Raw genomic sequence first — 21,272 nt, forward strand, 5'->3', positions numbered from 1 at the left:
ACCAATCGTACGGATCGCGCCGTTCGAAGTCGACGCCTGTCGACACATCAAAAGCACGCCGAGGCGAAGCCTCGACCACTCCCGTCTGTCGACGTGAGTGAACCCAAATGGAGTCCCAGACGGAGCAAGCTAAACACTTAGCAGGGCTAAGTGGGCTTGACCCCTCGACAGCCGTCGACGGGTGCGGCACACTGGACGTGTGGTCCCCGCACGGGGCGGGGTCGCTGCGCTGGGCCGAAGGAAGGGGATCGCATGTCAGATGAGACGGCAGCCGAGCCCCAGACCGAGCGGCGTCGGCGCGCGAATGCTCCGGGCGGTCGGAAGCACAAGCATGAAGTGAAGGTGACTCCCGAGGAGGAGGGCCGGCTGCTGCACCTCGCGCTCGCTCAGCGGGTGACCATCCCGCGGCTGCTGGTCGAGACGACCCTTGCATCCGAGACGGGGGAGACGGTCACCGAGCGGCGCAACGCGATCGGGAAGCTGTTCGAGCTGCACCGGCTGTTGGCCGCGGTGTCGAACAACGTCAACCAGATCGCGAAGGCCACCAACGCCACCGGTCAGCGTCAGGCAGAGACGGACGCCACGCTCGCCGCCGTGCGCCGAGTCGCGGAGCGCATCGACGCCGCCGTGGATGAGCTGAGCCTGTCATGATGCCGAACGTTACGCGCGGCGATCGGATGCCCGGCCTCGTGTCCTACCTCGTCGGCGGCGGTCGCCACAACGAGCACACGGAGCCGCACCTGGTGGCCGGCGATCACGCGCTCATGGCGTGGTACGACGATGCGGAGCTGAGCGGCGACAACGCGAAGGCGATCGCGCGTCACCTTGACCGACCGCGCACCGCTATGGGCGTCGAGGTCAAGGGCGGTCACGTGTGGCACGCCTCACTGTCGCTGCGCGCCGAGGAGGGCATTCGCACCGACCAGGAGTGGGCGGCGATCGCGCAAGACTTTGTGTCCGCGATGGGGTTCGACGACAACGACGGGACCAAGGCCCCGTGTCGTTGGGTCGCGATCCGTCACGGCCTCTCACAGGCCGGCAACGACCACGTGCACATCGCCGTGAACCTGGTTCGCGAGGACGGCACGAAGGCGTCGACGCACCTGGACTACCAGCGTGCACAGAACGCTGCGCGCGCCCTCGAAGTGAAGTACGGCTTGGAGCAGTTGGAGTCGACGAAGGGGGAGCGTGCGACGCGCGGCTACAGCCCCGCGGAGCAGTCCCGCGTCGAGGAGCGTTCGGCGCTCATGGCGCAGCGCAAGTACGAGCAGCACACCGCGCGCATCGGGGGAGAGCAGCCCGAATGGCACCGCCTCGACCCGAAGGAACGCCAGGCACGCATCACGGCTGAGGTTCGACTGAACGCCCCCCGGAACGACCTCGCGCGCAGCGTCCGAGCGGCAGCCGGCGCGAGCGAGAACGAAGCCGAGTTCGTGCGCCGGCTGCGCCGCTCCGGCGTCCTCGTCCGCCCCCGGTTCGCGGAGGGCACGACGGACGTCATCACCGGCTACTCGGTCGCGACCAGGCCCACGAAGGGTGAGCGTCCGATCTGGTACGGGGGCGGTCAGATGGGCCGCGACCTCACCCTGCCGAGGCTCCGCGAAGGTTGGCCCGACACACCCACCGGAGCGACCGACGCGGCCGCCGAGTGGCAGGCAGCGGGACGGGGCCGGCGGCCCGTTGCACCTGGTCGCGAAATGCGCGAACCAGACCCCGAGCTGTGGCAGCGCCACACCGAGGAAATCGGCCAGCTCCGCGAGCAGCTTCGGTCGATCCCGCTCGACGACCGCGACACCTGGTCGACAGTCGCACGTCAGACCGCGGCCGCGTTCGCAGCCTGGTCGAACGCCGTCGAGGAGACACCCGGCGACCTGGCTGAGGCATCCGACGCACTCGCCAAGTCGGCACAGACCTACCGTCGCCCGGTGAAGCCCCAGCGCGCCGGCCGGGTGGCAATGTCGGGCGCGACGATGCTCCTCGCCAGTGTCGCCCGCGGCGGCCAGGGAACGGCCGCGCAGCTCGCCATGCTGCGACAGCTCATGAACCTCTCCCAGGCCGTCTACGACGCCGCGAAGGCCGCAGGGGAGGCCCGGCAGGCAGCGAACGTCGAGGCCGCCGTGCGGGAGCGCGTGATGAACGTTCGGCGTCAGCTCGAAGGCGTGCCGGCCACCGCGGCCACGACGTCGACCGTCACGGCGACCGCGCCGAGGGTCGACCGCTCCGCGATCGTCGACGCATCCGTGCAGGAAGCGCTCGACAAGATGCAGCGCGCCGAGGAGCAGCGCAACAAGACCACCGGCTCGCCGGTTCCGCCACAGGTGGAGCCCGCGCGGCCGCGCACCACGACGAAGCCGGGCGCAGATCGCGGCCCGGAGCGATGAGAAGGGAGTCAGATTATGGCCGATGAGAGCGACGGCATCGAGGAAGCATTCGAAGGGCAGCTCCGCATCGCCGTCACCGCGGCGGGCCGGGTAGGCGAAGCACTCGCCCGCGCCCGCGAGGAGGCGGCACGACGTGCGCAGGCACAGAGCGAGCAGGCAGCCCGCGAACTGTCGTCACGGTTCGAGGCAGAGAAGCGCGCAGCTCGCGTCGAGCTGGGAAGCGTTCACCGCTCCGATTGGTGGGACAAGGCGACGCCGCAGCAGATCGGCGGCGCACTCACCACGGCGCGCGCGTGGGGCTCGGAAGACCCCGAGGCTCAGCGCGCGGAGGGCCGCATCCGCGACGAGCTCCGCACCCGCTACGGCGTCGACGTCGACAACACCGGCGCCGACCCCGCGGCCGTCCAGGCGGCCGTCGAGGCCGAGCAGCTGCGCCGGCAGTCCGACACCGAGCGGCAGCGCAGCGCTACCGAGCAGGCCGAGGCGGTCGCGCTCTCGCGTCAGGCCGACGAAATCGACCGCGCGGCCGAGGCGTCACGAGACACCGCCGACACGGCTCCCGACGAGGCAGAGCGCGAGCAGGCCCAGGTGCAGGCCGAGCGCGAGCAGAACCGAGCCGAGGCCACCCGCGAGAAGGCCGAGCCGCTGTATGACTCGTCCGAGCGGCGCGAGCGCGACGCCGACAAGCTCGAACAGCGAGGCGTCGGCAAGGAGGCCGTCAGCGCGAAGATGGCGGCCGACGTCAGCCAGGGCAAGCCGGCCACCGAGGCGGTCAAGGCGCAGCAGCTACAGAGCGCCAAGGCGCGGCCGAACAGGTCGCGATCGTCGAAGGTGCAGCGCACCGAGATTGGTCGCTGAGCGACAGCCTGAGCCCACGAGAGAGGGACCGACCCACTGGGCCGGTCCCTCTCTCGTTGTGCGCTCAGACGCCCGTAGGCGGCTCCTCGCGCAGGTCCGGGTACAAACCCTCCGGCGGTGCCGTGTACGGCAGCTCAGCGCCCTTGTCGCTGTCGTTCGTGTTGACCCGGTTCTCTCCCATGCCGGCGGCCGCGAACGGGCCGTGAGGGTCGAGCAGGACGCTCATGTGGTGCTCGGCGTGATCGCGGAACCAGACGCTCATCCCCGTTGTCGGATCGAGGCGCAGATGCTCCCACGCCCGCCACAGAGCGTCGAGGCGGATCACGGCCTCCGGGTAGTTCCACCAGTCGGCCGCCCACACGCTGCGCTCCCCGTCGACGCGGCGACGGTAGTTCTTCACCAGGTACTCGCGCACGAACTCGTCGACCGAGCCGTAGTACAGCGCCGGCTCCTCGTCGGCCGGCTCCTCCTCGTCGAGAGCATCCATCGCCGCGGTGACAGCACGACGGGCGGCCGTGGCCGCCTGCGCTTGCAGCTCCTCGACCACCGTCGGGTCCAGCGCCTCGTCTACCTCAGCCGCGACGGCATCCTTCACCGCGCCCGTGATCGCCTTCTGCACCACGGCGCGAATCGCCGGAGCGGCGAGGTTCGTCGCGACGTCGGCAATGTCGATCCCGAACAGCCGGCCGGGCTCACGCTCCGGCAGCTCCGGCAACTCGGCGTCGTCGGGGACGTCGCGCGGGTCGGGCTCGTCGCCCTCGTCCAGCTCGAACGGCTGCGCGTCGATCCCCTCGTCAGCGGGAGCGTCGCCCCAGTTGTCACTCATCAGGCAGCGCCCCGATCGTCAACGGCGGCCGCGACCTCGCGCACCGACTCCTGCGCCTCGACGATCGTCCGCGACGCCTGCGGGTCGTGAGCTGCGATCGACGCCTTGACCTTCTCCGCGTGCGGGCCGGTCATCCACGGCTGCGTGCGAATGAGCGTCGGTCGGTTCCCCGAGGAGAGCACCACGGCGCGACCCTTCGGCATCGCGGCCAGGTCGGCCACGTCCAGGATGCGCTCACGGTGGAGCTGCTGATTCACGCTGCGCCCGCCACGGCCGGAGGACACCGACGACGCCTGACGGTCGTAGTCACCGATCAGCTTGGAGAGGCTTTCCAGGAACGCATCTTCGGAGACACCGCCGCCGTAGACCTTCACGTTCGAGGCGCTCCACAGCTTCCGCATCCCCGAATCGCCCCACACGTCGACGCCCTGCGACCACGACTGCAGGATAGTCATCAGCACGATTCCGCGCGAGCCGTAGTGGCTGTAGAGGTTCGGCAGCTCACGCCACCGGCACACGTTCGCGGCCTCGTCGAGAACGCCCAGGAGAGGCACCGACAGGCGGCCGCCGGCAGACCCGGCGGCCAGCTCCTCCGCGGCCTCCACCACGGCGACCGTCAGCGCCGTCACCAGCGGGCCGGCGGTCCCGCGGCCCTCCTTGGAGAGCGAGTACAGGGTGCCGCCGTCACGCACGAACGAGGCCGGGTCGAACTGCGGACGCAGATCGGGCTCACCCTGCGGGTTCACCCACGCGGCCACCTGGCGGTTCGTCAGGCACGACGCCATTTGCTGCGCCGTGCCGTAGATGCCGCCGCGCTGCTTCTCGGGAGCCATGATGACCCCGCGCACCTGGTCGGCCGTCAGGTCGTACCCACCACGGCGAAGGATGCCGATCGGCTCCTCCTCCGTGGGGCGCGTCAGCCAGCCGTACACGTCCGTGATCGGACGCGAGTCGAGCGCGGCCGCGAGCAGGAGCCCCGCAAGGAGATCCTGCCCCGCGGGGTCAAAGTAGGCATCCGTCTTAGCTCCGGGATCGCGTGAACCGGACGCGAAGTGATCGGCCAGCTTGGCCGCGCGCACCTCGTCGGTGACGTAGCTGAGCGGGTTCCACCACCACGTAGGGTTCTCGAGCGCGATCCCCTGCGGATCGAACACCCAGACCGCGCCGGCCTCCGCGCGCACGTCGCGCGTCGCGTCGACCACATCGCGCTTGTTCGAGGTCACGAGAACGCCCCCAGGAGCCTCCAGAATGGCCGGCACCGCCCGAGAGGTCGTCTTACCGGTGCGCGGCCCCCAGATGTCGATATGCATGTCCTCCCAGGTGCCGTAGAGCGGCATCTGGCCGAGCGTCTTACCGATCGGCACACCGAGGGAGCCAGTCACGCCGAGCCGGGTCGCCTGAGCCTGCGCGTTGCGCTTGCTCAGACCCTCGACGTCCTTCCCTCGACCCATGTACGAGCTGGCCCGGTCGACGCGCGTCCGCCCCTTCCGGTAGCGCACGACGCCGACGATCGCGAGCACCACGAGCGCGAGGACGATCGCCAACAGGACGATGACGATCCACGTCGCGGATGCCGGCCACGGCACCCGCCCTAGAATCACCCCGAGGGTGAACGCGAACGGGTCGGAGGGCAGCTCGACGCCGGTCCCGTCGAGCTGGTGGCCAAGGCGCACCGCGACGTTGAGAACGACGATCGCCGCCACCGCCCCGAGAACGACGATCAGCAGCAGCAGCGTCTCACCGCCGAGGCCGCCGGGATCGCGGCGGCGGTTGTTGGGAGTGCTCATGACACCCTCTCCTCGTGCTCCTCGACCAGCTCCTCGACGACGTGCAGCGCGCGCCGTCCGGTGCGGGACTGCTCGTACCAGCGCTGATTCGTGTCACGGATCGAGCGCTCAGCCTCCGTCAACCGAACCTCGACGGGGATGCCCGGTCGCGTGCCGACCTTGACGAGGAACTTCCCGCGGCCGGGAGGGTCGACCTCGCGGCCCGATGCGGCGTCCCACGCGGGCGGGTCCTGCCAACCGGTCAGAAGCTCTTGCTCGGCCTCCGAGAACGGGATGACCGACGTCAGCTCCGGCATTTCGGTGTACGGCAGGCCCGCGCACATGACCATGCCGGCGCGCTCGACGAAGCCCTTCGCCTTCAAGCGGTCCTCCTCCGGGAGGGCGCTCAGGTCGGCCATCGTGTGCGAAATCATGGCCGTACCGACGCCCACCTGACGGTTCAGGCGGGTGAGGAAGTCGACGCGATCGACGATGCCGTTACCGGCGCGCAGCGCACGCCACAGCTCATCCATGATGACGAAGTAGTGCCGGCGGGGTTCCAGGCCGGCATCCGCGAGGACGTTCGCGATGTTCACCGTCGCGAATCCGTTCGACCAGCAGGCGAGCAGGGTCGCCGCGCGCAGATCGCCCTCAGCCTCACCAATGGCCGAAATGTCGTAGACCACCGGGCGGTCGAGGCGCATCGGGTTGTCGGTCGGCTGGGAGAACATTTCGCCCAGGCGGCCACCGCGGGAGAGGCTGATAAGCGACGCTTCCAGCCCGCGGGTGATCCGCTGATACTCCGCGAAGTCGCCGCGGTCGACGGCCACCTGGCGCAGCTCCTCCGGCCCTTGCTGCACGACGTTCAGCAGATCGCCCAGGACCGGCACACCGTCGAAGTTCCGATCGAGGTAGCGCAGCGCCTGGTCGACGATGGATTCCTCGACGTCGCTCGGAGGCGACTTGCGGAGGATCGTCAGCAGGGACGACACCATAGCCAGGCGGCGGCCGTGGGCATCCTCCAAGACCTCGCCGGCCTCCTTCGGGAAACCGGCCTCAGTGAGCCGCTGTGCGGCCTCCTTCGCCTCGCCGGGGTCGAGCACGTTCAGGTGCCCGCGGCCACGGCCGAGGGTGATGACCTGGCCGCCGAGCGCGCGAATGACCTCCACGTAGTCGGGTCGAAGATCGCCCAGCACGAGCGGCTGCACGCCGTAGCCGGCGAGGCCGATCGCCATCCGAGCGACGGCCGTCGACTTGCCGAGGCCGGGCTTGCCGAGCACGAACAGCGACGGGTTGCTGATGAGCTTCGCGCGCTGGAACCACGAAATCGGGTCGCAGCAGAGCGTCGCCCCGGTGTGAATGTGGCGGCCGAGCGGGACGCCCACCATCGGCGTGCCGGCACCGATCGCGTAGGGCCACAGGCCGCACACTTGCAGCGTCGTCCCGCGCCACTCAGCCGGCGGCTGGATGAAGTTCGACATGCCGCCGCCAGGTCCGCTGTAGCCACGAGAGGACAGCGCGCCGGCAGACGTCGACGAGCCCGCGTCGGTGCTCTTGCGCCCAAGGCGCACGAACAGGAGTGAGCCGACGGCCACGACAACGACGAGGCCGCCGAGGGCCGCGAGGGCAATCTGATCCGGGGTCATCACACACGCTCCCTCAGTGCCGCGGGGACGGCCACGTGCTTGGTCAGCACCAGGCCCAGGGGCAGGGCGGCGGCGAATGCGCTGTCCTGGGAGCCGTAGACGGGACGGAGACGGAGACGTGCGGTCGCGCCGAGGTTGTCGACAGCGGCGCGCGCTTCGGCTTCCTTCACCGGGTCGATCACCGTCGCGGTGACGAGGATGCCGAAGTTGACCAGGCCAGCGCCCGATGCCTCCTCCGATTCCGTCGCCTGAGCCGAGCGCAGCGCGAGGGTGTCGCGCGCCGCCGGCTTGTTGGTCGACGTGGCCTTGAACTCCGCAGCTCGCACGTCCGACTGGACGAGCGTCGCGGCCCGTGCCGGGTCGATCGGCTTGTACAGCAGCGTCACGCGCTTACGGGCGATATCCCGGTGCGGAGCGAGCAGCCGGGCGAGGACTCCCGACTGCACGAGCCCGCGGGGCGCTTGCGTCATCGCCCAGGTGACCGACTTGGCCGAGTCGTGACGGTAGCTGTCCCATCCGGCCTGAGCCGCCGTCGGGCCGACGTCGCTCCACCGGAGGTCGGGCACGTCGCCGTCCGCGTGCGCGTCGTCGATCAGCGTCGCGGCCGCCGGGTCGTAGGCGACCCGGATCGTCTCGCACAGCTCTTGGGCCGAGAGCGGGTGAGCAGCGCCCGCGCCCGTCGCCTGCAATCCGGCCGTGAGGCCAGGCAGGCGAGCCGCGAGCTCGCGCGCCATTTCGTCCGGCTTGCGCACCTTGGCACCCTTCCGAGGAGCAGCAGCGAACGTGAGCGTGACGTACGCCTTCACCGTCGACGAGCCGGCGGGGTAGCTCAACACAACCTCACCCAGCATCGCCTTGGCGAAATCGGGGCCGTCGGGGTCGGTGTTCGTCTCGACCTCACGGCGCAGCCGGCGTCCCGAGTCGGGAGCCGTCTCGATCGTCACCGCGGCAGCTTCCATGTTCGGCTCATCACCGAGGTTGCGCAGCCAGTGACCCCAGTCGGCCACCCACAGGTCGACTTGCTCCTGGTCGACGAGAGCCGCGCCGTCAGGCTCGGTCCCGATCACGATCGAATACGTCTTGGCGTGCGGGGAGTAGATCATCGCGAACGGCCGCGCGTAGGAGTCCTCATGTTCGGAGAGCTGAGTCTGCGCGCCGAGGCCGGGAAGCTGGTTCGTTCCCCAGTCGGAACGCCCCAGCGGGCCGGAGCGGTAGATGTTCGCCTTCCTCCGCTTGGTCGACGTCCACGCGACGCGGTTCGCGGCGCGCGAGAGGACGCTACGCCCGTCACCGTCGCGGATCGTCAGCAGCAAGATCAGCCCGCCGAACACCGCGGCCGTGACGAATGCCTCGATGATGCCCGTGGTCATCAGAACGACGATCACGATCAGCAACGCAACGAACATCAGGCCGGTGCCGACCGTGCCGAGCCCGAGGAGGCCCGGCGACGTCGGCTGACGCCAGTTCCCGTAGGTGCGGACGCCCCTACGGCTTGTCTCTACGGTTGCCATCAGCTCCCGCTCCCTTCACCTGTTGCTTGGTTACCAACGTCTCGGGCGGCCCCAGCGGCCGCCTGTCCTGCTTGTTTTGCAGCGCCGATCGCGACGCCGGCAGCCATGCCGATAGGCCCGCCAGCGGCGCCGGCCGCTGCACCCGCAGCAGCTCCACCACCGGCAGCCGCTCCGCCGGCCGCAGCGCCACCCGCGGCAGCTCCACCGCCCGCAGACGCCGCAGCAGCACCCGTGCCGCCACCAGCAGCACCCGAGGACGCCGCGGCCCCTGACGTGGCCCCACCGCCGCCACCAGCGCCGCTAGAAGCCTGCGCGGCCTGTGGTGCCGACTGACCGCCACCGCTGGCCCCAGACGGGCCGGTAGAGCCCGTGGAGCCAGACGAGCCGGTCGACCCGGAACCGCCCGACGAGCCGCCACCGGAACCGGTCGCGAGGCGACCCATCGAGGCCGCTCCGGTCGGGAGCGAGGCGAGAGCTGCGACGCCGAGAGCGCCGCCGGCACCGGCCGACATGGCCCCGACGAGCGGGGTCACGAACCGCATCAGAGCCGGCATCGCGAACAGCGCGAGCACCATCAGAATGAGGCCCGTCAGAACGGCGATGAAGCCCGATCCGTCGTCTTGGAACACGTTCGTTCCCGCGAGCTGGAACGCCGCGGCGTAAACGATCGCGGCCGCCGGCTTGTAGAGGATGAAGGCGACCAGCCAGCCCACGTTCTTCTTGAACCAGCCCTTACCCATTTCGGTGTTGGTGGCCGCAGCCGACAGCGGCAGGATGCCCGTCAAGATGACGAGCATGCCGCCACGCGCGATCATCAGCACGATTTGGAAGGCCGTCGCAAGGATCGCGATCAGTCCCAAGATGATGATGAGCAGTGCCCCGAGGCCACCAGCCGCGGGGTTCGTCGTGAGCGCGAGCAGCGTCGCGATGTTGTTCCCGAAGCAGGCCGTATCCGTGCCGACGTCGCAGTTCAGCGCTCCGTTGAGGATCCACACGGAGAACGAGTCGAACGCCGCTACCAACAAGCCGACGATGGTCACGCCGGCACCAGCGACCACGATCAGAGTCAGGAGACTCTTGATCGTGTCTTTGCCCGGCTCCGCGCGCTGTTCCCACGCCATCCGAACGCCGCCGACAATGACGGACACCACCGCGGCCGCGCCCATGTACCACCAGAGCGACGACTGCAGAAACAGCACCGCACCGCCCGCGCCTTGCGGCCCGTTCGGCAGGAGGCCCGACACGAGGGCTGTCGCACCGCTGATGAGGAAGATCGCGCCGAGCACGATGCCCATTCGGCCAGCGGCCTGGAAGCCCTCACCGTTGCGCATTCGCGTGGCGATGAGCGCCCCGAGAAGGATGATCGAGATTGCCGCGAGGGCGATCGCAATCCAGGTCACCCAGCCGAGCACCGTAATGATGCCGTCTGAGTTCGGAGCGGTGGCACCCGCGGCGATCGACGAGCCGCCGCCGGTCCCCGTCAGGTTCGGAGTCCCGACGTTCACCCACAGGGTGCCGAGCGAGGCCACGGCCTTGCCGAACGCTTCCATGACCGCATCGGCCATGTTCTGGATCGCGTCACCAACGACGCTGTTCGCCCATTCCCCCGCCTTGCAGCTCAGGTCGAGCGGCGCGCATTCACTCGCGGCCATGATCTATTCCTCCGTCCAGCTCACGTAGCCCGACAGGTCGGGCAGTTGGGCGACGCGCGCCGGCTCCGACTTCGTGGCGTCGAGCTTCCAGTCACCATCGGCCCACACGAGTTCGTAGACCGCCGAACCGGTCACGCTCTGCCCGTTGCTGCTACCGCGGAACGCGATATCCACACGGGCGCTGTCGCCGTCGTACGCGAGCACCCGGAAGCCCGCGATGGATGCGCGCACATCAGAGGGTGCAGCCGCTCCATCAGCACTCAGGAGGGTGTCCCGGTAGGGGCCGTCCGTGAGCGCGTACTCGAGGAACGCCTGCCGCTGGTCGGCGGGCCCAAAGCCGATGATCGTCACGTTCGCTGCTGCGAACAGTGCGCCCTCCGGTGAGTGCTGGAAGCAGTACGGGTAGCCCTCCGTGGCCGTCTTGCCTGGGCCGAACGTCGTCGACGTCGGGTAGGCGTAGACGTCCTGGAATTTCCATTCCGCAGCGGGCGCGGTCGTGACCGTGCCCGATAGCTTCTCGCCTCCCAGGCCACAGACACTAGCGCCGCCCGCAACCCCGGAAGGCTCCGGGGTTGGGGCGGCGCTGGTCGTGGCGCTGGACGACGGATCGGGCGCGGGCGGGCCGGCCTCGTTCCCGCGGTTCAGGTTGAGAACCGTCAAGACGATGGCCGTCACGATGAGCGCGGCCACCACCACCGCCCCGACGATGAAGCCGGGGCGGGTGAAGGGGTTCTGCTGGGTGTCGTCCTCAGCCATGACGGCTCCTTTCAGGCTCCGGCGAGGATGCCGATCAGGGCGGCACCACCGCCGATCACGATCGCTCCGGCCATCGGCCAGATGATCTTTGTGATGGCGTCCTGGCCCTCGCCGCGACGGAAGTTGACGGCGATGAGGATGCCGCCGACGATGATCGCGCCGCCGACGACGACGTAGCCGATCCACTTCAACCAGGAGAGGATCGTCGTCACGCCTTCGGTGCCGGGAGGCTGTACGGGGTCGGGGTCGGGGATGACGCCGGCGATGTGGACGGCGGTGTCTGCCGCCGCGTGGAACACGTCGATAACGGACATGCGTCTGCCTTTCAGTTGGTGGTGCCGGCGGCACCGAGGATTGCGGTCAGTTCGTCGACGAGTCGTTGAACTTCGCGCGGGGAAGAGGAGAGAGCCGGCGGCTCTCCCACGCGCCATGCTTCGACCCACGGCACCGACCAGGTGCGCGGGACGCCTCCGCTGACGACCTGCAAGAGGTCGCGCAGCGAACGAGGTACACGACCTGGTGCGTCAGCCATGACGACCAGGCCCAAAACTTCAACCGAAGGGACGAGGCCCGCGGCCCACTGCCGCATCGCGTCCTGCGCAGCACGCAACCCGCGAGCGTCACCCCGTGCGACGAGAACCGTCCGTGCGGGCGTCTGCGATGGGGTGCGCGGCCAGGCGTGGCCCGCCGCCTGCGTCCCTGGCATGAGAGCTGCCAGCGTCGACTCCCCCGACCCGCCGTGTGCGCCGACCCACCAGAGCGCCGCGCTAGCGCCGCGGTCGTGGACCGGGAGCTGGTCGACGCGATCGGGGGCAGGAATGCCCCGCTGCGGAGCCACAGGACCGACCGCATCCGGCACGGACGCCACGGGCGCGGCCTGCGACGGCGGCGGTGTCGTCGGCCGAGAAAGCCACGGATTAAGCGGTTCGCTCATCTTGTCTCCTAGGTACAGTGAGATTCACCCTTACAGGGAAACACTAACCCCCAATACCCCGAACAAGGAAGGGTCAACCCGAATGAACCCGAACCTGTACATCTGCCCCCGAATGAGTAAGCTGGTCGCGTGGCCCCACCAGGAGGAATCCCGATGACCAGCGATGACGACAGCGAGGCGATCAACCGCGATGCGGTCGACCGCCTATTTGACCAGAGCCCTCCGACGCTCGGCGCGACCGAAGTCGCGGAACGACTCGGAGTCTCTGCGAAGAGTGTCTACACGTGGCTCAAAGACGGGCTAATCCCCGGCTACAAGATCGGCACGACCTGGTTCGTCATCCGTGACGAGCTGAAAGACACCCTGCGCAAGGGTGCGAACACGAAGCGGGATACCGGCCCCGTGCTGGTCATCCGAACGGAAACCAAGCAAGGAGACTGACATGCGGAAGATCGGGCCGGCACTACTCATCGTGGTCACGGCGGCGACCCTGACAGCCTGCACGGCACCGAACGATGCGCCAGCGCCTACCCCCAGCGCCAGCAGTTCCGGCCCGATCTATCCCGACCTCGATCAGTTCACCCCCGCGCCGACCGGCGCTATCGACGCTGATAGCGGCGAGACGCACGGCCCGCGGCCCGTGCCGACGTGGGACGAGGAATCGCGCGAGAGCGCCACCGCGGCCGCCGTGGCCGTGATGACCGCCTACGCCCGTCCCGATCTTCCGTTCGACCAGTGGTGGGCCGGCTTGCAGCCGCTCCTGGACGGCAAAGCCACCCAGGACTACGCCTACATGGACCCCGCCCGCATCGTCGCGAGCAGCGTCACCGGCCCCGCCGTCATCACCGACGACACCAGCGCTTACGTCGCGTTCGTCGACGTCCCCACGAACGCCGGCACCTACGGCGTCGTGCTCAGCCGGGCCGACGCTGACTCGCCGTGGCTCGCCTCCCGGTTCATCCTTCCTGAGGGCGTGAACTGATGGCAGGCCCAAAGGGCAGCGGCGTCTACGCGATCGCCGCTGTCCCGCTCCTCGTCATCGGGTCGCTGTTCGGGCTCCTCCTCGTTGGGGATGACAACTGCGGCCCGACCGCCGGAGGCGGCGGATCGGGCGTCTCCGTCAACCCCGACTCGGTGCCACAGACCGAAATCGCCGGCTATGGCCACGAGCAGCTTGTGAACGCCGCCAACGTCATCAAGGCGGGCGCAGACCAAGGGCTGAACGTCCGCGATCAGACCATCGGCGTCATGACCGCGATGGGCGAATCCAGCCTCCGAAACATCGACTACGGCGACTGGGAAACCGGCGGCGTCACCAACCCCGACGGCACCCGCACGACCTCGATCGGCCTGTTCCAGCAGCAGGACGGATGGGGCACCCGCGAGGAGCGCCTCGACCCCTACATCTCGTCGACGAAGTTCTTCCAGGCGATGGTGGCGAAGGTTCCCGACCGCGAGTCGCTGGAACCGACTATCGTCGCCCACCGCACGCAGGTGAACGCCGACCCGTACCACTACACCCAGTTCTGGGATGGCGCGGTGCAGATCGTCGAAGGGCTCTCCGGTAAGACCACCGGACTGAACCCCGGCGACGGCAGCGCCAGCGGCGGCAAGTGCGACCCAGGCGTTCCCGGCAGCGTCAACCCCCAGGGCTGGGCCGCGCCCGGCGCCGGCCCCATCACTGACCCCTACGGGATGCGCCTGCACCCCATCGACCAGGTGTGGCGGCTGCACGCCGGAACCGACCTCGCCGGAGGCGGCTGCGACGGCCCTATCTGGGCCGCTCAGTCGGGCGTCGTCACGTTCCGCGGCTTCGACAGCGGCGGCAACGGCGTCATCGCGATCGACCACGGCGGCGGCGTCACCACCCGCTACCTGCACATGTACGACTCCGGGATGCTCGTCCAGGTTGGCGACAAGGTGAAGGGCGGTCAGCAGATCGCCCGTGTCGGCAGCAGCGGACAATCCACCGGATGCCACCTGCACTTTGAGGTCCAGGTGAACGGCGAAAACACTGACCCGGCCCCCTTCATGGCTGCGGTCGGAATCCAGCTCGGACAGTAGATCAGGAGACGACCATGAGCAGCATCGAAGTACCCACATTCCCCAAGATCGAGGCGCGCACGCACGCGAACGGATCGGGAGAGGTCACGATCAACGGGACGTCGTACCCGATCGAGACGACCACTCTCGAGGATGCTCGCGCAGCGATCCTCGCCCGCGTCGCTGAGACGGCCGGGAAGATGCAGCGCCCCGTCCGCGTGACCACGACCGGCCCCGACGGGGAGTGGCCGCTGATCGTCCACCCCGACGGCAGCGTGGAGGCTGACGACAGCCTGCCGGCCCACCCCGCGCCCGTCGAGGAGGTCGCGCCGGAGCCTGAGCCCCTGCCGGAACCGACGCCCGCGCCGATCGACAGCGTGCCCGCTCATGCGGCCCCTCCGGCCGCTCCTGCCGTCGCTGAGGGGAACGCATGGGTGCGGCAGGCTCCGACCCCCGCGCCGGAGTTCCCGAGCCGTCGTGAGGCCCGGCAGTCGTTCCTCACGCAGGAACAGATCGAGGAGCCGGCTACCCAGGGATGGCGCGGCACTCTGACCCGCTTCGGTATCCGCATGAGCCCCAGCGAGTCCGAGCGCGCCGAGCGCTCCGACGTCCTCGCCGTCTCGCAGCACTGGCCCGGCCCTCGCACGATCGCCGTCGTGAACGGCAAGGGCGGCGCGGGCAAGACTCCGACGACCGTCCTCCTGGCGGCAGTGTTCGCCCGCCACGGCGGCGCGGGCGTGCTCACGTGGGACAACAACCAGACCCGCGGCACGCTCGGTTGGCGCACCGAGCAGGGGCCGCACGAGGCGACGTTGCTGGACCTCCTCCCCCAGGTCGACCGGCTCCTGAGCACCGGGGCGCAGTCGGCCGACCTCGCCCACTTCGTGCACCACCAGACGCGCGACCGGTTCGACGTCCTGCGCAGCAAGCCGATGGCGCTCGCGCACGAGCAGCGTGTGGAGCCGAGCGACGTCGACGCGATCCACGCCGTGGCCGCGAAGTATTACCGGCTGATCTTCATCGACTCCGGCAACGACGAGTCGGACCCGATGTGGCTGCGCATGATCGACCACACCGACCAGCTCGTGGTCGCCACCACGACCCGCGACGACCACGCCGAGGCCGGCGCGCTCCTCCTCGAAGCTCTCGCAGAGCGTGACGCCGGATCGGCCGAGCTGGCCCGCGATGCCGTGGTGATCGTCAACCAAGCCGACCCCAAGTCGACCCCGGCCGAGCTGGCGCGCGTAGCCGAGGGCTACCGCTCGCTCGCTCGTGAGGCCGTCACCGTGCCTCACGACCCGGCAATGGTCGACGGCGTGCTGCGCTTCGGCTCTCTGCGCCCTGAAACGCAGCGGGCATGGCTCGCAGCCGGCGCGGCGGTCGCACGCGGGCTGTGAACGCCACACAGCCCGTCCCAGGGCTCCATCGTGTGCCCGAGTGGCCCCGGCTCGCCGCCGAGGTCACAGCCGACGGCACAGGGACGCTCACGGTCAACGGCCAACGGCGCGCGTGCGCGGCCGAGTCCGTCGCCGCGCTCCGAACGGGCATGATCGCGCGCGCCGTGGCGATCGCCACGCAGCTACGCCGCCCGATCCGTCTCGACGTCACCGAGGACGGCCGCACCCACGCCCTCGCGGTGCGGCCCGAGGGCTACGTGCAGCTCGTCGGCGCCGACGGCACGATTCCGGCCGCTGACGGCCTCAGCATCGACGAGGGCCGATGCCGTATCTGCCGCCGCCTACAGCCGGTGACGTCGACGACGTGCGTCCAGTGCGCCGTCGACGAGCCGCTGCGCGTTGAGGTCGCTCCCCTGGCCGAACCGAACACCATCACGCCGCCCGCAGCCGCCGCGATCACGCGGCCGAATCCCGTTGAGCTCCGCGAGCTCGACGAGCTGCACGACGTCGAGCAGACCCGCGTCACGCGCCGCGCGACTCCCGCTCGCCCAGCGCTGCGCCTCGCGTTCAACACACAGCGCAGCGTCGCCGCCGGCCCCCGCGTCGTCATCGGCCGCAACCCCGAGCCGGTCGCCGGCCACGAACCGCTCAGCATCGCCACACCAGGCCGGATGCTCTCGCGCACACACGCGACGATCGCCGTCGACGACGCCGGCCACATCGTCGTGACCGACCTCGATTCCGCGAACGGCATCGAACTGCAGTCGACCCCGCCGCGGTGGCTGACGCCCGGAGAGCCGACCACGATCCCCGACGGATCGACGATCCTTCTCGGTGACGTCGAGTGCGTCGTGACCCTCGCATGACCCGACACGCCGCGGCGGGCGAATTACCTAGGACTAGGAAACGCCGCCCTAGTGTGGACCTCATGAGCAGCCCCGGAGGACGTAAGCGCGGCTCAGCCGCCGTGCGTCGCACACGAGGCACCCCCACAGTCGGGGTGCAGGTTGATATCGACCCCGACGTGAAGGCAATCCTGGACGGCTACCACGCCGCCACAGGCCTTCCCCAGTGGGCGCTTATCGAGGCCGCGATCCGGGCCGGCAAGCCTGGCCCGAACGGCTACCCCGAGAACTGGGAGCTGCCCGTCAGCCCACAGACTCCGCTCGACCTCCCCCAGGAGGCATCGACGAGAGCCGCATAGAACGAGCGAACCCCCCGCCTCTACGAGACGGGGGGCCGAAGCTAAGTGCCTGATCTTCTGAGTTTGGCGACAGAGGCAGATCGAGGCAGTTCCAGAGAAAACCGGTAGGGAACCGGACCTTCGCTGTACCCAGCGACCGGAGTCGAAAGGTGGTGCCATCATAGCGCGGCAAGTTGAAAAGCGATATCGCTTTGCCGACGGCGAGTCCTGGATTCTCACCGCCGCGGTGAGTCCGCGCCCTCGTGTGCGCGTGGCCGTCGTCGACGCCTACGGCACCGTCCTGAACGACTACCGCGATCGCGCGATCGGCAGGGCCGCGCCGGAGCGTCCGTGGGCGGTCTACCTGGCCGGCGCCGATCGCCGGTTCCGGCTCTTGGCGTTCGACCTCGACGCCCACGGCGACCCCGCGGCCGCAGCTCGCGATGCCGACGTGCTCGGCGGCCTCCTCCGCGACGTCGGCCTGCCCTACGTCCTCTGCGAGTCCGGGCCGACCGGAGGCCGGCACCTGTGGGTCGCCCTGGCCGAGTCCGTCGACGCCGAAACCGTCGCCACCCTCGCCCGCCTCACCAAGCACCTGTGCCCCACCCTCGACCTCTCGCCGCTCAGCAACGCCGTAACCGGCTGTGTGCGGCCCCCAGGAGCGCCCCACCGTGCCGGCGGGCACTCCACAGTCCTCAGCGGCGACGTGGACGCGCTCAGCGCCCCCACGGCCACCGCAGCCCAGGTGCGCGCGCTCGTGAGCCTCGTCGCCGGCCTCGTCGACGACACCGAGCCCGCACGGCCCATCGACCCCCGCTCACCGCTCCCGCTCGACTCCCACGGCCGCCTGCACCTGGCCGGCCCACGCCGGCAGCTCCCCGCCAACAGCGCCGCAGCGCTGCGCGAGACGCCCCTCGACGCCTCAGCGACGCTCTGGCGCGTCCTGATCGGCGCAGCGGCCGCCAGGTGGCGGCACGCCGACGTCGCCGCCCTCGTCGACACCGAGCCCGGCCTAGAGCACGTCCGCAGCCGCGTCACGACCCGCGGCCGCGCAGCTCGCCCGCGAGGCGAGCAGGCCGCCGTGCTCGGCCGGCAGTGGGACAAGGCCGTGCGCTACGTCGCCGCGAGTGACCGCCAGATCGGGGACGATCCCACGTTCGACCGCCGCGCCGACGTCATGGCCGCGCACGTCCGCGACGTGCAGCAGCGCGCCGACGCGGCCGCCGGCCGCTGGACCCGCGGAGGCGGCCCAGCCGATCGCCGCATCCTCGACGTGCTGAGCTTCCTCGCCCTGCACGCCCTCAGCGGCTCCGTGGAGGCCGACACCCGCCGCCTGGCCCTGTCGGCCGGGGTCGGCCGCGAGACAGCCAGAACGGCGCTCCTGCGCCTCGCGGAGGACGGATGGATCGCCCAGACAACGGCCGCCGACGGCACCCGCGCCGCTCACTGGACGATCGACCCACAGAGCGTTCTCCACAGCAGCCTGGTTCGTGCCCGGTCACAAGCGGACCCACGCCCCCCCGGGGCTGGGGCCGCTGAGAGAACGACCCTCCTCGCAACGCTGCGCACACGAACGACGGATGCCGCGCACGACCTGTTCACCGCTACCCGCCCTGCGCTCGGTCACCTGGCCGGGAACCTCTACGCACGGATCGACACCACAGCTCGCACCCTCGACGAACTCTCCCCCACCATCGGCGCCGATCCTCTCCGAACCCGTCGACTCCTCGACCGCCTCACCTACGCCGGCATCGTCGAGCGCAGCCGCGAAGGATGGCAGCGCGTCGACGCCCACTCTCCCGACGCCGCCGCCGAGCGCGCCGGAGTCGCCGGCCGACTCGACGCCCGCGCAGACCGCTACCGCGTCGAGCGCGAAGCATGGGCCTGGTGGAAGGCCGAGGAGGCGTGGATGCACGCACCACGTCGACCCGACGCGCGACGTCGACCGAGCCGCGGTCAACTCTCCCTCGTCCCCGAGGACGGCACCCACGCCTACGGCCCGCACCCGCGCCGAGCCAATGGCCGGCTGGACTACGCCGCAGCTCGACGGATCATCATCGAGGAGCGCGAGGGAACAGCCGTACGCCCCTACGAGCGCGACGCCGACGGAGATCTCCGCTCGAGAACCCTCGTCGACGAGAGCCCCGCGATCGACGCCGCCGAGGGCGAGTGGATCGACCCCGGCTATTGCTCCCACGGAATGACCGTCGGCATCCGGTGCCGATACTGCGACGGCCCGGCCACGAAGCAGCTCGACACCCCGCAGCGCCGCGTCGCGTAGAGCCGATCCGCTGCGCGGAGGCGAGCCCACGGGCTCGCTGGTCGAGCCGGCGTCGCCGGCACTGTCAGGGCCTACGGCCCGTTCTTTTGCCGTGAAGCCTTCGGCAGCATACGGTCGTCAACCCTCCACCCAAGCGGCTGCGCCGCCGGCTCCTCCGAGACTTTCGGCACGCGGTCGCTGCGCTCCCTTATTTCGCGCCGAAACTCTCTCCCCCACCGCCCTACGGGTTGTGCTCCGGGCATCCTCCCTAGCGGCGGTAAACCGCCTTCACGGCAAAAAAACGTGGAGGGGATGAGCAGGGAAATAACCCTATTACCGGCACGGAAGGTTCCGAACATGGCACGCAACGTCAAGACCACCAAGACCCCCGAGCAGCGTCGCGCCGAGGCCGAGGAGCTGCAAGCCACGATCGCGGAGCAGGTCGAGGCGCTGCGCGAGTCGGAGGCGTGGGCGCGGTTCCTGGACTTCACGAAGGCATTCCACCGCTACAGCATCAACAACCTGTTGTTGATCTTCGGCCAGTGCCCCGAGGCGTCCCACGTCGCCGGTTACCGGACGTGGCAGAAGCTCAACCGCCAGGTGCGCAAGGGTGAGCGCGGAATCCGCATCTTCGGCGGCCGCGACGTGCGCGAGACGGTCGAGAACCCCAAGACCGGCGAGGACGAGGAGCAGCGCCGAACGCTGTTCTTCCCGGTGTCCGTGTTCGACATGGGACAGACCGACCTCATCGACCCCGAGGCGGGCGACCCGACCGACATCGCGCGGCCGCTGACCGGAGACGACCCCGCGGGCATCTTCGACGCCGTGGCCGACTACCTCACCGGCAAGGGCTGGACCGTCGAGCGCGAGAGCATCCCCGGAGGCGCACACGGCTACACCGACCCCGAGGGCCGTCGCGTCGTGCTCGATTCCGACCTCTCCCCCGCCCAGGCCGCAAAGACCGGACTTCACGAGGCCGCGCACGTCATCCTGCACGCCGAGGAAGATCACGCCGAGTACGTCGAGCACCGCGGCACCAAGGAAACCGAGGCCGAGAGCGTCGCCTACGTCGTCGCCGGGATTCTCGGACTCGACACCAGCGCCTACAGCGTCGGCTACGTCGCCGGGTGGAGCAACTGCGACGCCGAGACGATCAAGGCCACCGCGGCAAACGTGCTGCGCGCAGCTCACGCCCTGGCCGACGCGCTCACCGAGCAGCCCGAGACCGTCGCCGCCTGAGCGGCAATAACTCTATTGCCGTCAAGACCGTTAGAGGAGAAGGAACGATGACCGCGGAAACCCTGTTCGACCTGGCCGAGTTCGAGCGCGAGGCCGTCGCCGCGACCGCATGGGACGGCGCGCCCCTGGCCTACACGACGAGCTACTACAGCCCCGCCGAGCTGGATGCAGCATTCGACCGCTACCGCGCCGAGTTCGGCGGCTTCGGATGCATCCCCCGCTCCCACATGTGGCACCGCAATAGCTACAACCAAGGCGAGCGCGCCGCGACCGACGACGGCCACGAGCTGCACATGTTCTACGCCGACGCCTGGTGCAAAGAATCCGACCACGACCACACCGCCGACCCGCTCCCCGGCGGCGGCCGCTATCAGGCCGTGTGCCCCGGCTGCGCCTGGCACATCATCACCGAGCGCGAGAACGACGCCGTAGAGGCGTGGCACGACCACGCCCTGCCCGGCTGGCGATCACTGCCGATCATGCCCCGCCCCGCCGCAGCGGCCACCGACGAGAAGAAGGCGCGAGCCGCCGCCGCCAAGTGGTGCGCGGCCAACTACCCCGCCGAGTGGCAGCGTCCCGGCTCCCCCGTCCGCACCATCCGAGGGCCGCACGGCGGCCGACACGTCGAATCCCGATCCCCCTTCGGCGGCTACGACCTCGCGGCCGACTGACCACCCCACCAGACAGGAGAACCAGCATGGACACCCTCACAGAATCCGACGTCGCCGACCTCCTCGACGACCTCGCGCAGCTCCTCCCCTTCCCCACGACGCTCTACACCGACATGGGCGCGGATAGCTGGGCTCCACAGCTCTACTTC

Annotated in this window: 20 protein-coding genes; 12 read left to right on the top strand and 8 right to left on the bottom strand. The window is 69.8% G+C overall.

Annotated features, from left to right (window positions below):
• Nucleotides 1-252 precede the first annotated feature (252 nt).
• The 3 genes from mobC to J1M43_RS16385 are packed head-to-tail and all read left to right on the top strand — an operon-like array spanning nucleotide 253 to nucleotide 3,239.
• Nucleotides 253-651, top strand: coding sequence for a plasmid mobilization relaxosome protein MobC (gene mobC, locus J1M43_RS16375; protein WP_206477520.1), 399 nt, complete (start codon nucleotides 253-255; stop codon nucleotides 649-651).
• Nucleotides 648-2,381 carry a relaxase/mobilization nuclease domain-containing protein gene (locus tag J1M43_RS16380; RefSeq protein WP_206477521.1) on the top strand — a complete coding sequence of 578 codons (1,734 nt, stop codon included), beginning with the start codon at nucleotides 648-650 and terminating at the stop codon, nucleotides 2,379-2,381. The genes mobC and J1M43_RS16380 overlap by 4 nt, the downstream gene beginning before the upstream one ends.
• Before the next feature lie 15 nt (nucleotides 2,382-2,396).
• Nucleotides 2,397-3,239: a hypothetical protein gene (locus tag J1M43_RS16385; RefSeq protein WP_137772230.1), complete on the top strand. Its 843-nt coding sequence runs from the start codon at nucleotides 2,397-2,399 to the stop codon at nucleotides 3,237-3,239.
• Nucleotides 3,240-3,303: 64 nt separating this feature from the next.
• Here J1M43_RS16385 and J1M43_RS16390 read toward each other — a convergent pair whose 3' ends face one another.
• Genes J1M43_RS16390 through J1M43_RS16425 form a run of 8 tightly spaced genes read right to left on the bottom strand, consistent with a single transcriptional unit; the run spans nucleotide 3,304 to nucleotide 12,330 of the window.
• Nucleotides 3,304-4,065 carry a DUF4913 domain-containing protein gene (locus tag J1M43_RS16390; RefSeq protein ID WP_206477522.1) on the bottom strand — a complete coding sequence of 254 codons (762 nt, stop codon included), beginning with the start codon at nucleotides 4,063-4,065 and terminating at the stop codon, nucleotides 3,304-3,306.
• A complete protein-coding gene (locus J1M43_RS16395; protein ID WP_206477527.1) occupies nucleotides 4,065-5,852 on the bottom strand; it encodes a TraM recognition domain-containing protein in 1,788 nt (595 codons plus the stop codon). Before J1M43_RS16395 ends, J1M43_RS16390 begins: the two co-directional genes overlap by 1 nt.
• Nucleotides 5,849-7,477, bottom strand: a complete 1,629-nt coding sequence (locus J1M43_RS16400) for an ATP/GTP-binding protein (RefSeq protein ID WP_206477528.1) — start codon at nucleotides 7,475-7,477, stop codon at nucleotides 5,849-5,851. The genes J1M43_RS16395 and J1M43_RS16400 overlap by 4 nt, the downstream gene beginning before the upstream one ends.
• The gene (locus J1M43_RS16405) at nucleotides 7,477-8,988 is read right to left on the bottom strand and encodes an SCO6880 family protein (protein ID WP_171011048.1); all 1,512 of its coding nucleotides are present in this window, start codon (nucleotides 8,986-8,988) and stop codon (nucleotides 7,477-7,479) included. Before J1M43_RS16405 ends, J1M43_RS16400 begins: the two co-directional genes overlap by 1 nt.
• On the bottom strand, nucleotides 8,988-10,640 hold the full coding sequence (locus J1M43_RS16410) for a hypothetical protein (RefSeq protein WP_241245555.1): 1,653 nt from the start codon (nucleotides 10,638-10,640) through the stop codon (nucleotides 8,988-8,990). The genes J1M43_RS16405 and J1M43_RS16410 overlap by 1 nt, the downstream gene beginning before the upstream one ends.
• Before the next feature lie 3 nt (nucleotides 10,641-10,643).
• Nucleotides 10,644-11,396: a hypothetical protein gene (locus J1M43_RS16415; RefSeq protein ID WP_206477529.1), complete on the bottom strand. Its 753-nt coding sequence runs from the start codon at nucleotides 11,394-11,396 to the stop codon at nucleotides 10,644-10,646.
• A gap of 11 nt (nucleotides 11,397-11,407) precedes the next feature.
• Nucleotides 11,408-11,710 (bottom strand): hypothetical protein, encoded by a 303-nt coding sequence (locus tag J1M43_RS16420; RefSeq protein ID WP_137772224.1) that lies wholly within the window; start codon nucleotides 11,708-11,710, stop codon nucleotides 11,408-11,410.
• 11 nt (nucleotides 11,711-11,721) lie between these two features.
• Nucleotides 11,722-12,330, bottom strand: a complete 609-nt coding sequence (locus tag J1M43_RS16425) for a DUF6668 family protein (RefSeq protein WP_206477538.1) — start codon at nucleotides 12,328-12,330, stop codon at nucleotides 11,722-11,724.
• A gap of 153 nt (nucleotides 12,331-12,483) precedes the next feature.
• On the opposite strand from J1M43_RS16425, the gene J1M43_RS16430 reads away from it, so the two are divergent.
• The 9 genes from J1M43_RS16430 (at nucleotide 12,484) to J1M43_RS16470 (ending at nucleotide 21,123) form a co-directional block, all read left to right on the top strand.
• Nucleotides 12,484-12,771, top strand: a complete 288-nt coding sequence (locus tag J1M43_RS16430; RefSeq protein ID WP_124093341.1) for a helix-turn-helix domain-containing protein — start codon at nucleotides 12,484-12,486, stop codon at nucleotides 12,769-12,771.
• A gap of 1 nt (nucleotide 12,772) precedes the next feature.
• On the top strand, nucleotides 12,773-13,312 hold the full coding sequence (locus J1M43_RS16435; protein WP_206477531.1) for a hypothetical protein: 540 nt from the start codon (nucleotides 12,773-12,775) through the stop codon (nucleotides 13,310-13,312).
• Complete coding sequence (locus tag J1M43_RS16440; protein ID WP_124093360.1) at nucleotides 13,312-14,394, top strand: M23 family metallopeptidase; 1,083 nt, start codon at nucleotides 13,312-13,314, stop codon at nucleotides 14,392-14,394. Before J1M43_RS16435 ends, J1M43_RS16440 begins: the two co-directional genes overlap by 1 nt.
• A 14-nt stretch (nucleotides 14,395-14,408) precedes the next feature.
• Nucleotides 14,409-15,770 carry an AAA family ATPase gene (locus tag J1M43_RS16445; RefSeq protein WP_124093343.1) on the top strand — a complete coding sequence of 454 codons (1,362 nt, stop codon included), beginning with the start codon at nucleotides 14,409-14,411 and terminating at the stop codon, nucleotides 15,768-15,770.
• A 32-nt stretch (nucleotides 15,771-15,802) separates the two neighbouring features.
• Nucleotides 15,803-16,636, top strand: coding sequence for an FHA domain-containing protein (locus J1M43_RS16450; protein WP_206477532.1), 834 nt, complete (start codon nucleotides 15,803-15,805; stop codon nucleotides 16,634-16,636).
• Nucleotides 16,637-16,698: 62 nt separating this feature from the next.
• Complete coding sequence (locus tag J1M43_RS16455; protein WP_206477534.1) at nucleotides 16,699-16,974, top strand: hypothetical protein; 276 nt, start codon at nucleotides 16,699-16,701, stop codon at nucleotides 16,972-16,974.
• A 250-nt stretch (nucleotides 16,975-17,224) separates the two neighbouring features.
• On the top strand, nucleotides 17,225-19,234 hold the full coding sequence (locus J1M43_RS16460) for a hypothetical protein (protein ID WP_307823575.1): 2,010 nt from the start codon (nucleotides 17,225-17,227) through the stop codon (nucleotides 19,232-19,234).
• Nucleotides 19,235-19,570: 336 nt separating this feature from the next.
• Nucleotides 19,571-20,452 (top strand): ArdC-like ssDNA-binding domain-containing protein, encoded by an 882-nt coding sequence (locus J1M43_RS16465; RefSeq protein WP_068484200.1) that lies wholly within the window; start codon nucleotides 19,571-19,573, stop codon nucleotides 20,450-20,452.
• 47 nt (nucleotides 20,453-20,499) lie between these two features.
• Nucleotides 20,500-21,123: a DUF6349 family protein gene (locus tag J1M43_RS16470; RefSeq protein ID WP_068484202.1), complete on the top strand. Its 624-nt coding sequence runs from the start codon at nucleotides 20,500-20,502 to the stop codon at nucleotides 21,121-21,123.
• The last annotated feature ends 149 nt before the right edge of the window (nucleotides 21,124-21,272 follow it).

Origin of the sequence: Microbacterium sp. KRD172 (assembly GCF_017168295.1) — a bacterium.
Taxonomy (GTDB): Bacteria; Actinomycetota; Actinomycetes; order Actinomycetales; family Microbacteriaceae; genus Microbacterium; species Microbacterium profundi.